The sequence below is a fragment of the Ancylobacter sp. genome (assembly GCF_965229075.1).
Lineage (GTDB): Bacteria > Pseudomonadota > Alphaproteobacteria > Rhizobiales > Xanthobacteraceae > Ancylobacter.
Genome location: NZ_CBDDIO010000001.1, coordinates 277,369 through 289,442 on the forward strand (window position 1 = coordinate 277,369; position 12,074 = coordinate 289,442).

The 12,074-nt window shown below is 68.5% G+C and carries 15 protein-coding genes; 12 read left to right on the top strand and 3 right to left on the bottom strand.

The genetic code is table 11. The annotated features are described in order from the left end of the window. Nucleotides 1-10 precede the first annotated feature (10 nt). Nucleotides 11-955 (top strand): choline ABC transporter substrate-binding protein, encoded by a 945-nt coding sequence (gene choX / locus ACO07Z_RS01555; protein WP_421697094.1) that lies wholly within the window; start codon nt 11-13, stop codon nt 953-955. On the opposite strand, the gene ACO07Z_RS01560 is transcribed toward choX, so the two are convergent. Beyond that, entirely contained in the window at nt 956-1,921 is a 966-nt protein-coding gene (locus ACO07Z_RS01560) for a GlxA family transcriptional regulator (RefSeq protein ID WP_421697095.1), read from the bottom strand. Nucleotides 1,922-2,013: 92 nt separating this feature from the next. Between ACO07Z_RS01560 and ACO07Z_RS01565 the strand changes: the two genes are divergently transcribed. From ACO07Z_RS01565 to ACO07Z_RS01575, 3 genes are all read left to right on the top strand, one after another. After that, nucleotides 2,014-2,916 carry a 3-keto-5-aminohexanoate cleavage protein gene (locus ACO07Z_RS01565; protein ID WP_421697096.1) on the top strand — a complete coding sequence of 301 codons (903 nt, stop codon included), beginning with the start codon at nt 2,014-2,016 and terminating at the stop codon, nt 2,914-2,916. 10 nt (nt 2,917-2,926) lie between these two features. Beyond that, the gene (locus ACO07Z_RS01570; RefSeq protein ID WP_421697097.1) at nt 2,927-4,444 is read left to right on the top strand and encodes a carnitine 3-dehydrogenase; all 1,518 of its coding nucleotides are present in this window, start codon (nt 2,927-2,929) and stop codon (nt 4,442-4,444) included. A 104-nt stretch (nt 4,445-4,548) separates the two neighbouring features. After that, nucleotides 4,549-4,800: a GlsB/YeaQ/YmgE family stress response membrane protein gene (locus ACO07Z_RS01575; protein WP_244377614.1), complete on the top strand. Its 252-nt coding sequence runs from the start codon at nt 4,549-4,551 to the stop codon at nt 4,798-4,800. 60 nt (nt 4,801-4,860) lie between these two features. Here the strand turns inward: ACO07Z_RS01575 and nikR are convergent, their stop codons facing one another. Continuing rightward, nucleotides 4,861-5,334 (bottom strand): nickel-responsive transcriptional regulator NikR, encoded by a 474-nt coding sequence (gene nikR / locus ACO07Z_RS01580; RefSeq protein ID WP_421697098.1) that lies wholly within the window; start codon nt 5,332-5,334, stop codon nt 4,861-4,863. A 199-nt stretch (nt 5,335-5,533) separates the two neighbouring features. On the opposite strand from nikR, the gene ACO07Z_RS01585 reads away from it, so the two are divergent. From ACO07Z_RS01585 to ACO07Z_RS01620, 8 genes are all read left to right on the top strand, one after another. Next, nucleotides 5,534-6,274: a DUF4198 domain-containing protein gene (locus tag ACO07Z_RS01585; RefSeq protein ID WP_421697861.1), complete on the top strand. Its 741-nt coding sequence runs from the start codon at nt 5,534-5,536 to the stop codon at nt 6,272-6,274. 4 nt (nt 6,275-6,278) lie between these two features. Continuing rightward, nucleotides 6,279-6,893: a cobalt transporter CbiM gene (cbiM, locus tag ACO07Z_RS01590; RefSeq protein WP_421697099.1), complete on the top strand. Its 615-nt coding sequence runs from the start codon at nt 6,279-6,281 to the stop codon at nt 6,891-6,893. Next, nucleotides 6,890-7,441, top strand: coding sequence for a cobalamin biosynthesis protein CbiL (locus tag ACO07Z_RS01595; protein WP_421697100.1), 552 nt, complete (start codon nt 6,890-6,892; stop codon nt 7,439-7,441). Before cbiM ends, ACO07Z_RS01595 begins: the two co-directional genes overlap by 4 nt. Next, entirely contained in the window at nt 7,438-8,163 is a 726-nt protein-coding gene (gene cbiQ / locus ACO07Z_RS01600; protein WP_421697101.1) for a cobalt ECF transporter T component CbiQ, read from the top strand. The genes ACO07Z_RS01595 and cbiQ overlap by 4 nt, the downstream gene beginning before the upstream one ends. Further along, complete coding sequence (locus tag ACO07Z_RS01605) at nt 8,160-8,876, top strand: energy-coupling factor ABC transporter ATP-binding protein (RefSeq protein ID WP_421697102.1); 717 nt, start codon at nt 8,160-8,162, stop codon at nt 8,874-8,876. Before cbiQ ends, ACO07Z_RS01605 begins: the two co-directional genes overlap by 4 nt. Before the next feature lie 210 nt (nt 8,877-9,086). Beyond that, the gene (gene hydA / locus ACO07Z_RS01610) at nt 9,087-10,514 is read left to right on the top strand and encodes a dihydropyrimidinase (RefSeq protein ID WP_421697103.1); all 1,428 of its coding nucleotides are present in this window, start codon (nt 9,087-9,089) and stop codon (nt 10,512-10,514) included. Nucleotides 10,515-10,572: 58 nt separating this feature from the next. Continuing rightward, nucleotides 10,573-11,097 (top strand): ureidoglycolate lyase, encoded by a 525-nt coding sequence (locus tag ACO07Z_RS01615; RefSeq protein WP_421697104.1) that lies wholly within the window; start codon nt 10,573-10,575, stop codon nt 11,095-11,097. 71 nt (nt 11,098-11,168) lie between these two features. After that, nucleotides 11,169-11,435 (top strand): hypothetical protein, encoded by a 267-nt coding sequence (locus ACO07Z_RS01620; RefSeq protein ID WP_421697105.1) that lies wholly within the window; start codon nt 11,169-11,171, stop codon nt 11,433-11,435. Nucleotides 11,436-11,511: 76 nt separating this feature from the next. On the opposite strand, the gene ACO07Z_RS01625 is transcribed toward ACO07Z_RS01620, so the two are convergent. Further along, nucleotides 11,512-12,069, bottom strand: coding sequence for an AAA family ATPase (locus ACO07Z_RS01625; protein ID WP_421697106.1), 558 nt, complete (start codon nt 12,067-12,069; stop codon nt 11,512-11,514). Between the last annotated feature and the right edge of the window lie 5 nt (nt 12,070-12,074).

The window sequence follows — 12,074 nt, forward strand, 5'->3', positions numbered from 1 at the left end:
GGGAACAGCCATGATCTCACGCCTGCTCGTGACATGCGTCGCCTTGTCCGCCACGCTCATCTCCTCCTCCGCCTTCGCTGCCGACCCCGCTTCCTGCGCCAAGCCGCGCTTCTCCGATGTCGGCTGGACCGACATCACCGCCACCACGGCGGTCGCGAATGAGTTGCTGATCCATCTCGGCTATCAGCCGAACGTCGCCGTGCTCTCCGTCGCCATCACCTTCAAGGCGCTGGAGAATGGCGACCGCGACATCTTCCTCGGCAACTGGATGCCGTTGCAGGAGCCGACGCAGGTGCCGCTGGTGAAAGCCGGCAAGGTCGAGGTGGCGGCGACCAATCTCGAAGGCGCGCGCATCGGCTTCGCCACCTCCAAGGCCGCCTATGAGGCTGGGCTGAAGACCTATGCCGACATCGCCAAGTTCAAGGACAAGCTGCAGGGCAAGATCTACGGCATCGAGGCCGGCAGCGGCGCCAACGCCACCATCTCCAAGATGATCGCCGACAATAGCTTCGGGCTGAAGGGCTTCGATCTCGTGGAATCCAGCGAGCAGGCGATGCTCACCCAGGTCGGCCATCGCATCAAGCAGGGCGAGCCGGTGGTGTTCTTCGGCTGGCGCCCGCACCCGATGAACGTCAACCTGCCGATCGCCTATCTCACCGACGGCAAGGACGTGTTCGGCCCCAATGATGGCGGCGCCACCGTGCTGACCCTCACGCGCCCGGGCTATTCGAAGGAATGCCCGAATGTCGGCAAGCTGCTCAAGAACCTCGTCTTCGACGTGGCGATGGAAGATCGGCTGATGAGCGACATTCTCGACAAGGGTATGCAGCCCGATGCTGCGGTGAAGGCGTGGATGAAGCAGAACCCGGCGGCGGTGGACACATGGCTCGCCGGTGTCACCACGCTCGACGGCAAGCCCGGCCTGCCGGCGGTGAAGAGCGGCCTCGGCCTCTGATCACAAGCGCTTCTGGCGCGCCACCGAGGGTGGCGCGCCGAACTGCCGCCGGAACGCCCGCGACAGCGAGGCGATGGCGGAGAAGCCCGTGCGCTCGGCAATGTCGGCAATGGGCAGATTGGTATCGAGCACCAGCCGCCGTGCCGCCTTCAGCCGCAGCGTGACGTAATAGGCGCCGGGCGACACGTTCACCGTCTTGACGAACAGCGTCTCCAGCCCCCGCGTCGACACCCCCACCCGCCGGGCGATGGCGGCGATGGTGAGCGGGCGGTCGATATGGGTCTCCATCATGCGGATGGCGTCCGCGACGCGCGGCTCGTGCTGGCGGATGCGCCCGAGCGAGACGATGGGCTGCACGTCCGAACCGGTGCGCACCTCCTCATAAATGTACAGGCTCGCCACATCGAGCGCGGTGGAATAGCCGTGCCGGGCGCGGATCAGCGCCAGCATGCAGTCGAGCGCCGGCGTCGCGCCGCCTGTCGTGAAGACAGGCTCGTCGATGACGAAGCGGTCCGGCTGCACGTCCGTCTCCGGGAAGCGGGCGGCGAAATCCTCCAGATCCTCCCAATGGGTGGTGGCGCGGCGCCCGTCGAGCAGCCCGGCGAAGCCCATGAGCCACGAGCCGGATTCGATGCCGCCCGTCGCCGCCGCGCGCTTGGCGCCGGCGCGGATCGCCTTGAGGATGGGCGGCGTGGCGAAGCGGGAGGCCTCGAACGCCGCCACCAGCAGCAGCACATCCTGCCGCGCGCCGGCATCGAACGCGCCCTCGACCGGGATCGGCAGGCCGCAACTGGCGGTGGGCATCGCGCCGTCCATCGACACCAGTTTCCAGCGGAACGCGGGCCGTCCCAGCACGCGATTGGCGCCGCGCATCGGGTCCAGTGTGGCCGCCAGTGAGAGCAGCGACAGGCCGGGAAACAGCAGCAGGGTCACGTCGAGCGGGTCGTCGGCGGGGGCAAAGATCATCGCTGCGCAGAATGGAAAATGGGTTGCGCAAATAGTTGCGTCACGACTTCGCTTTGCCGTCAAGCTCCCTTCATGAGTTCAGGAGCCTTCCCATGCCCTTGTCGATGAATCGCGATGTCTTCATCACCTGCGCCGTCACCGGCGCCGGCGACACCACCGGCCGCTCGTCGCATGTGCCGGTGACCCCGCAGGAGATCGCCGTGAGCGCGATCGACGCGGCCAAGGCCGGCGCGGCGGTGGTGCATTGCCATGTGCGCGATCCCGAGACCGGCGCCGCCTCCCGCCGCCTCGATCTCTACCGCGAAGTCACCGACCGCATCCGCGCGGCCGAGGTCGACGTGGTGCTGAACCTCACCGCCGGCATGGGCGGCGACCTCGTCTTCGGTAATGTCGAGGCGCCGTTTCCGCTGAACGAGAAGGCCACCGATATGGCCGGTGCCACCGAGCGCGTCGCCCATGTCGCGGACTGTCTTCCGGAGATCTGCACGCTCGATTGCGGCACGATGAACTTCAATCTCGGCGACTATGTCATGACCAACACGCCCTCCATGCTGCGCGAGATGGCGCGGCAGATGACGGCGCTGGGCGTGCGCCCCGAGATCGAAGCCTTCGACACCGGGCATTTGTGGTTCGCCAAGCAGCTGGCGGAGGAAGGGCTGATCGAGGACCCGGTGCTGATCCAGCTGTGCATGGGTATCCCTTGGGGCGCGCCGGACGACCTCAACACCTTCATGGCGATGGTCAACAATGTGCCCGCCAGCTGGACCTTCTCCGCCTTCTCCATCGGCCGCAACGCCATGGCCTATCCCGCCGCCGCCGTGCTGGCGGGCGGCAATGTGCGTGTCGGGCTGGAGGACAATCTCTATGCCGGCAAGGGCCAGCTCGCCACCAATGCCCAGCTGGTGGAAAAGGCCGCGAATGTGGTGACGAATATGGGCGCGCGGATCATCGGCCCGGCCGAGGTGCGTGAGAAGCTGAAGCTGGTGAAGCGCTGAGGAGATGCCGATGCCCGCCCTTGCTCCCATCTCCCGCGCCGCCTGCATCGGCGGCGGCGTTATCGGCGGCGGCTGGATCGCCCGCTTCCTGCTCGCCGGCATCGACGTGAGGGTGTTCGATCCGCATCCGGAGGCCGAGCGCATCGTCGCCGAGGTGCTGGCCAATGCCGAGCGCGCCTATGGCCTGCTCACCGGTGCGCCGCTGCCGAAGCGCGGCACGCTCACCTTCTGCGCCAGCCTGGCCGAGGCGGTGGCGGGGGCGGAATGGGTGCAGGAGAGCGTGCCCGAGCGGCTCGATCTCAAGCGCCGCGTGCTGGCGGAAATCGACGCCGCCGCGCCCGCCGACGCGCTCATCGGCTCCTCGACCTCCGGCCTCAAGCCGAGCGAGTTGCAGGCGGGGCTGTCCCATCCCGGCCGGCTGTTCGTCGCCCATCCCTACAACCCGGTCTATCTGCTGCCGCTGGTGGAGATCGTCGGCGGGGCGGAAACCGCGCCGGAAACGATCGAGCAGGCGAAGGCCGTTCTCGACGCCATCGGCATGAAGGGTGTGGTGATCGCCCGCGAGATCGAGGCCTTTGTCGGCGACCGGCTGCTGGAGGCGCTGTGGCGCGAGGCGCTATGGCTGATCAAGGACGACATTTGCGATGTCGAGACGCTGGACGACGTGATCCGCTATTCCTTCGGTCTGCGCTGGGCGCAGATGGGGCTGTTCCAGACCTACCGCATCGCCGGCGGAGAGGCCGGCATGCGCCATTTCCTCGCCCAGTTCGGCCCCTGCCTGCAATGGCCGTGGACCAAGCTGACGGATGTAGTCGATCTTGACGACGCGCTGGTCGAGAAGATTGGCGCGCAGTCCGACGCGCAGGCGGGCGGCCTCTCCATCCGCGAGCTGGAGCGCATCCGCGACGAGAACCTCGTCGGCATCGTGCAGGCGCTGAAGGCCAGCCGGGGCGGGGAGGGCTGGGGCGCGGGGCAACTGCTGAAGGACTTCGAGCAGCGGCTATGGGCGCTGGCGGGCACGCCGCCCGTTGCTATCGACCGTGCCGCGCCGCTCGAACTGCTGGAGACGCGGGTCTCGCCGGCCTGGCTCGACTATAATGGTCACATGACCGAGTTCCGCTATCTCCACGTCTTCGGCGACACGACGGACGCGTTCTTACGGCTCATCGGCGTCGATCTCGCCTATGTCGAAGGCGGGCACAGCTACTACACGGTGGAGACGCATCTGCGGCATCTCGACGAGGCGAAGCTGGGCGAGGCGCTGCTGTGCACCACGCAGATCCTCAGCACGGACGAGAAGCGCCTGCACCTGTTCCACCGGCTGTTCGCCGGCCCGGAGCGTCGCGAAGTCGCCACCGGCGAACACCTGCTGCTGCATGTCGACAGCAAGGCCGGCCGTGCCTGCCCGGCGCCGGCGTCGATCCTGGCAAAGCTGGGTGCGCTCGCCGCCGCCCATGCCGGGCTGCCCCGGCCCGTTGAGGCCGGCTGGGCGGTCGGCGCCAAGGCGCGGGCCACTGCGCCGGAGTGACACACGCGCGCTAAAAATACCGGCGCCGGCCGCGCCACGCCGGGAACGGCCCGCCGGCCCATGCGTTTTCTCAGCGTTCCAATCGGGGTTCTGGGAGAAATCGCATGGAAGACGCACAGATTGGCTGGATCGCCGCCATCATCATTGGCGGTCTGGCGGGGTGGATCGCTTCCGCCATCATGAAGACCGGCACCGGCATCTTCATGAACATCGTGCTCGGCATCATCGGCGCGGCGGTGGCGAGCTTCCTGTTCGGCCTGATTGGCGTCGGCTTCGGCGGCTGGATCGGCTACCTCGTCGCCGGCGTGCTCGGGGCGTGCATACTGATCGGGCTGGTGCGCGCGATACGAAACTGACGCGCGACGGCCCGTTCCTTCCGTGGAAGGCGCGCTCGCAAGGGCGCGCCTTTTGCGCATCTAGAACCCGCTTTTCACCCGCACATGGGTGTGCGCGTGCGGGGAGCCGTGGTTGTGGACGTGGTGCGACGTTTCCTCGGCCACGGGGATGAGGCTGAGCGCGCCGTGCATCACCCCGCGCTCCAGAAACAGAGCCTGCGCATAGGCGGCGATGTCCCCGACCTCGCCGCGCATGACCGTGACATCTATCGAGGTCGTGTGGTCGAGCGGCACGGAGAGGGCGGCCACCGTCTGGTCGTGCCGCTCCAGCCGCCCCTGCGGTACGCGCGCGGCGAGGTTGCGCACCGACTGGTCGATGGTGCAGCTGACGACGCCGAAACAGGCGGCGGCGTCCGGCCCGTCCGGCCGGGTGGACAGGCCCCGCCGTACCATGTCGCGTATGGCCTCCGAGCGGCTCGCCGCGCCGCTCTGCTCGATGAACGCATCCAGCTGCGCGGCCAGATCGTCGTCGATTGCGATGGTGATCCGCTGCATGGAAGCGCCCCTCCCGGTGCGCTGGAAGCTAGGTTATCACCTTGATTTTCGCAAGACTTTTCGGTTCTCGCCTATTTTTTGTGCTTGCCGCGCGTCGTTACGGCTGTATGATTTTTTATCCTTTTATTCATACAGGAGGTGCCGCGTGTCCGCCCCCCACCGTTCCGGCCTCATCGCCGCTCTGTTCGCCCTGCCGCTGATGGGGCTGCCGGCGCAGGCGCATTTCCAGGAGATCATCCCCTCCGCCGACGTGCTGCCCGAGGGCGGCGCGGTGAGCGTGGAGATGGTGTTCACCCATCCTGTCGAGGGTGGGCCTGTCATGGAGATGAAGAAGCCGGCAAAGCTGGGCGTGCTGGCCGGAGGCAAGGCGACCGATCTTCTCGGGCGGATCACCGAAAAGCCGGTGGACGGCAAGAGCGCCTGGACGCTGGCCTATGAGCTGAAGGAGCCGGGCGCGGCGATCTTCTATGTCGAGCCGCAGCCCTATTGGGAGCCTTCCGAGGGCAAGTATATCGTCCATTACGCCAAGGTGACGGTGGATTCCTACGCGTCCGGCGAGGGCTGGGACGCGCTGGTGGGCCTGCCGGTGGAAATCCAGCCGCTCACCCGGCCGACCGGGTTGTGGACCGGCAATGTCTTCACCGGCGTGGTGCTGAAGGGCGGCAAGCCGGTGCCCTTCGCCGAGGTCGAGGTCGAGTTTATCAATGATGGCACGGTGATCCCGCCCAACGACGCCTTCGTGACGCAGGTGATCAAGGCTGACGCCAACGGTACCTTCACCTACGCCATGCCGCGCGCCGGATGGTGGGGCTTCGCCGCGCTGCTGGAAGGCGACACCCCGATGACCTCGCCCGAGGGCAAGGAGGTGCCGGTGGAAGAGGGTGCGCTGATCTGGGTGAAGGCCACCGACATGGGCGGCGCCGCGGCGGGTGGAAAATAGGCGCATGGCGCATATCCCGGACGGCCTCCTTTCCGCACCCGTGCTCATCGGCGGCGGTTTCCTCGCCGCCGGCGGCGTGGCGCTGGGGCTGCGGCGGCTCGATGAGCGGATGATCCCGCGCACGGCGCTGCTGGCGGCGGCGTTCTTCGCGGGCTCGCTGGTAGCGGTGCCGGTGGGGCCGTCCAGCGTGCATCTGCTGCTGGCCGGGCTAATGGGGGTGATGCTCGGGCCCGCCACCTTTCTCGCCGTGCTGGTGGCCCTGTTGTTGCAGGCGCTGCTGTTCGGTTTCGGCGGGCTGACGACGCTGGGGGTGAACACGGTGAACATCGCGCTGCCGGGTGTGCTGTGCGGCATGGCGCTGGGGCCGGTAATCCGTTCCACGCCGCGCGCCTCGCTGCGCTTCGCCGCCGGGGCGGCGGCGGGAGCGCTGGCGGTGCTCGGCACCGGGGGCATGGTGGCGCTATCGCTGTGGCTATCGTCGAGCGATTTCGCCCCGGCGGCGCGCGTGGTCATCGCCACCTATCTGCCGCTCGCGCTGGTGGAGGCCTTCGTCACCGGCGCCGTGGTGTCCTTCCTCGCCCGCGTGCAGCCCGAGGCATTGAGGCCCGTCACGTCATGATCCGCCTGCTGCTGCCGCTCCTGCTGGTCCTGGCCTTCGCCGGCCCGGCGCAGGCGCATAAGCTGAAGGTCTTCGCCACGGTGGAGGGCGGGGAGGTGACGGGCTACGCCTTCTTTATCGGCGGCGGCCGCCCGGCCGGGGCGGTGTGGACGGCGAAGGACCCCGCCGGCACGGCGCTCGCCTCCGGGACGACGGACGGGGAGGGGCGCTTCGCCTTCCCCGTGCCGCAGCCGCCCGTCGATGCCACGGTGACGGTCGACACGCGCGAGGGTCATATCGCCGCCGCCACCCTGCCGGCGTCGCGTTTCGGTGGCGCGGCCGCTTTGGCTCCGCCGCCCGCGGACGGTCCGGCGCCGGCCGTGGAGGCGGAAGGCGAGGCCCGGCTGGCCGCGCTGGTCGAGGCGGCGGTGCAGCGGCAGGTGACGCCGCTGATGGAGCGGATCGAGCAGATGGACGACCGCCTGCGCATCTCCGATGTGATGTCCGGCATCTTCCTCATCCTCGGCCTCGCCGGCATGGCGCTGTGGGCGAAGGGTCGGCGGGCATGAAGATGGACGCCGCCGCGACCGGCGATCTGCGCCTGCGCCTCGTCGCGGCCTTCGTCCTCATTGCCTGCCTGTCGCAATTGCACCGGCTGCCCGTCGCGGTGGCGGCGCTGGCGGTGGTGGTCCTGGCGGTGGCGTGGTCCCGGCCGCCGGCGAAGCTGTGGCGGCGGCTGCTGCATGTGGAAGGCTTCCTGCTGCTGCTTTTCGCCACCTTGCCGTTCACCTTGCCGGGACACCCGCTTTTTTCGCTCGGCCCGCTCACCGCGAGCGTCGAGGGGGTGGCGCGCGCGGCGCTCATCGCCGCCAAGGTCTCGGCCTCGGTGCTGGTCCTTGTCGGCCTGCTCGGGGCGGTGGAGCCGGCCGGGCTCGGCGGCGCGCTGCGCGGGCTCTATGTGCCGGAGACGCTGGTGCGGCTGTTCGTGCTCACGGCGCGCTATCTGGGGCTCATCAGCGATGAGGGGCGCCGTCTCCTGGAAGCGATGCGGGTGCGCGGCTTCCGCCCGGGCTCAAACCGCCACAGCTGGCGCAGCTATGGCCATCTCGTCGGCATGTTGCTGGTGCGGGCACTGGCGCGGGCGCAGCGCGTGGAGGAGGCAATGCTGTGCCGGGGCTATGAGGGCCGCTTTCCGCGCCTCGCTCTGCCGCCGCCGACACGCCGCGACTGGGCAGGGGTAACCGCCGTGCTGGCCTTCGGGCTCGCCCTCACCCTGGCGGACCGGCTATGAGTGCGCTGCTTTCGCTTGAAGAGATCACCGTCGTCCGCGACGGCGCCGCTGTGCTCAGCCGGGTGAATCTCGCTTTGGCAGAGGGGGAGCGGCTCGCCATTGTCGGGCCGAACGGCGCGGGCAAGACCACGCTGCTGCGCACGCTGGTCGGGCTGGAGCGTCCGAGTGCCGGGCAGATCCGTCTGTTCGGTACGACCTGCCACCGCGAGCGCGACTTTCGAGCCCTGCGCCCGCGCGTCGGCTATCTCTTCCAGGACAGCGACGACCAGCTGTTCTGCCCGAGCGTGATCGAGGATGTCGCCTTCGGCCCGCTCAATCTCGGCTGCACCCAGGCGGAAGCGCTTCGACGCGCCGAGGAGGTGCTGGCAATGCTGGGCATCGCCGCGCTGGCGCCGCGCATCAGCCATCGGCTTTCCGGCGGCGAGAAGCGCCTCGTCTGCCTCGCCGGGCTGCTGGCGATGAAGCCGGACGTGCTGCTGCTCGACGAGCCTACCAACGGCGTCGACGCGGCGAACGGAAAGCGCCTGCGAGCGGCCTTGCACGCCTTCCCCGGCGCCATGCTGCTGGTGTCGCATGATGACGCCTTCATCGCCGAACTGGCGACGCGGGCGATGGCGATCGAGGGAGGGCGGTTGATTCCGGCCGCGCTGCACAGCCACCCGCATAGCCATACCCATTCGCACCCGCACATCCATCCCGGGGCCGAGAGCTAGGGAAGGATGGGGTGCTGGCGTACCCCTGCCTAACCGGGAGGCGGAGGCTGCCCCTAAACGAGCGGAAGCCGTGCCCTCCGGCCAAGGCGCGGGCGATGGGCACGCTATGGATCGCGTCGCGCCCTTTGCTGTCGGGAGGTGGTGCGTGACTTGCAGGCGGGGCGCCTGCCGGCGGAGCCGCGTCCCCCCAACCCAGCCAGCGAGGCGTCCATGCACGAATTCGACACGGTCATACGCGGAGGCACGGTGGTCACCGCCTCGGACACGGTGCGCGCCGATGTCGGCATCCGCGACGGGCGCATCGTGGCGGTGGCGGAAAGCCTCGCCGACGGCGCGAAGGTGATCGACGCGGCGGGACTGCTGGTCATGCCCGGCGGCATCGACAGCCATGTCCACCTCGCACAGCCGGCCTTTGGCGGCCCGGCCATGGCGGATGATTTCGAGAGCGGCACGCGCTCCGCCATTGCCGGCGGCAACACCACGGTGCTGCCCTTCGCGCTGCAGCCGCGTGGGGCGAGCCTGCGCCAGAGCGTGATGGAGTATCACAAGGAGGCCGAGGGCAAATGCTATTGCGACTACGGCTTCCACCTCATCATCTCCGATCCTTCGCCGAGCGTTCTTGGGCAGGAACTGCCGGCGCTGGTGGGCGATGGCTACACCTCGTTCAAGGTGTTCATGACCTATGACGATCTGGTGCTGAACGACCGCCAGCTGCTCGACGTGTTCGACTGCGCGCGTGGCTGCGGTGCCCTCGTCATGGTTCATTGCGAGGGCTATGACGCCATCCGCTTCATGACGCAGAAGCTGGAGGCGGCCGGCAAGACGGCGCCCTACTATCACGGCACTTCCCGTCCGCAGTCGGTGGAGCGCGAGGCCACCCACCGCGCCATCAGCCACGCCGAACTGACCGACGTGCCGATCATGGTGGTGCACGTTTCCGGGCGCGAGCCGATGGAGCAGATCCGCTGGGCGCAGCAGAAGGGGCTGAAGGTCTATGGCGAGACCTGCCCGCAATATGTGGCGCTGACCGCCGAAGACATGAAGGGCCTCAACATGGATGAGAGCGGCGGCAAATATGTCTGCTCGCCGCCGCCGCGCGACCACGCCAGCTGGGATGCGATCTGGGAGGGCATCCGCACCGGCGTGTTCCAGACCTTCTCCTCCGACCACTGCGCCTTCTTCTACGAGGGCGAGATGGGCAAGCTGAACCCGAAGGCGCGCACCTCGTTCCGCTGGGTGCCGAACGGCATTCCCGGCGTCGAGACGCGGCTGCAGATCCTGTTCTCGAAAGGCGTGGTGGAAGGACGGATCACGCTGAACGAGTTCGTCGCGCTCACCTCCACCAACCACGCGAAGATGTACGGCCTCTACCCGAAAAAGGGTTCCATCGCCCCCGGCTTCGACGCCGACATCGTGCTGTGGGACCCCAACCGAAAGGAGACGATCCGCCAGGAACTGATGCATCACGGCGCCGACTACACGCCCTATGAGGGCATGGCGGTGACGGGCTGGCCGGTCATGACCCTGCTGCGCGGCAAGGTGATGGCCGAGGACGGCCGCATTGTCGGGGAGCCCGGCGATGGTGGCTTCCTTAAGCGCGAACTCTCGCCCTATGCCGTGCCGGCCGGGGGAGCCTGAACGTGCGGGCGCTCGGAGATGAGCCCGGCAGGGCAGGGGTGCAGTCTGTGAGGCAGGCGTGAACAACAACAGCGAGACTGAGCCGTGGCGGACGCTAGCCGCGGTCGCCGCTACCACGGCGCTTTTCCATCCCTACGGCCACCTCGTCGCTGCCGGCGGCGACGAGCCGCGCTCGGCGAATGCCGGCACGGCGCGGCGCCACGACATTACCCCGTTCGAGACCGACACGCGCTCGGGAAGCCGGCTGATCGCCTCGCTGTTCGAGACGGCGCCGCAGGCGCTGCCGCTCACGGTGAGGCTGTTGGAGCGCCATGCGTTTTCGCAGCAGGCCATCGTCGCCATGCAGGGGGAGAGTTTCGTCCTCGCCGTCGCTCTGGACGACGGGAAGGGATATCCCGACCTTTCCACGTTGCGGGCCTTCGCCTTCACGGGCGGCGGGGTGGTCTATGGGCGCGGCGTCTGGCACACGCCGATCATCGGGCTTGGCGGGGCGGGGCGTTTCTTCGTGCAGTCCTGGCAGGCCGGCACGGCTGAGGATTGCGAGGAGCGGATCGTCGGTCCCTTTGTCGTCCGCGCGGGGTGAAGGCGTCGCGGTGGGAACGCTCCTCGCGGGGCGGCGTTGTTCCGGCAGTTCATCTCAGCAGGAGCATTCCCATGGCCGACGCCAACAAGATCAACGAGAACCTTCCTTCCAGCGCCGACGCGCTGGTGCGCGAGACGGGTCGCAACGTTTCCGCCGCGACCGACACCGTGCGCGAAGGTGTGCATGAGGCCGCCGAGCGGGCCTCGGGCCTCTATGCCGCCGGTAACGCGGCGGTCGCCAACCGCATCGACGTGCTGCCGGGCATGGTGACGGCAGCGCTGGCGGGCGTCGTGGTCGGTTACTTCATCGGCCGTGATCGTCATACCAGCCGCTGGTGAGCGCAACGGCAGTCGAGAGCAAACGGCATAGAAGGGGCAGGCGGTGCGCGCCTGCCCCTTTTGCGTCGTGGGGGCGTCACGGTGGCGGCGGATCGGAGTCGGCGGTGGCGCCCAGCGTGGCGAGGAGGAAATCCGCCCGCGCCTCAACGGCCAGCTTGGGCAGCAGCGTGATCTCATAGCCGAGGGCCGGGTAGGCGGTGAGCAGGCGCTCATACTCGGCCGTGGCGGCGGCGAGGTCGTGTCGGCGTGCGTCATCGCCGGCATAGATTTCCGGCCAGGGCGGCGTCAGGAACACCTGCCTATGATAGCAATGTGCGTTGCAAAGCGCCGCGTCGAAGGGGGCTCCCGTTGCGAAGGCCAGGGCGGCAGCGGCGTCGACCAGCCCGCGATCGAAGAACACCCAGCCGCTCCGGTTTTGCGCCGCCACCTGGTCCTGCTGCGCGAGGCTGACGGCCCGGCGGGCAAAGCCGGCGAGGTCGACCCAGGGTAGGTCCGTCCCGCCCGCGCGCAATTCTTCGGCGACGATGCGGCGGCCGGGTTCCTCGACCGTCGCGAAGCCGCGACGCGCGAGTTCGGCGAGCAGAGTCGACTTGCCCCCGCCCGAGCAGCCGGAAATGACGACGAAACGATCCATCTGCC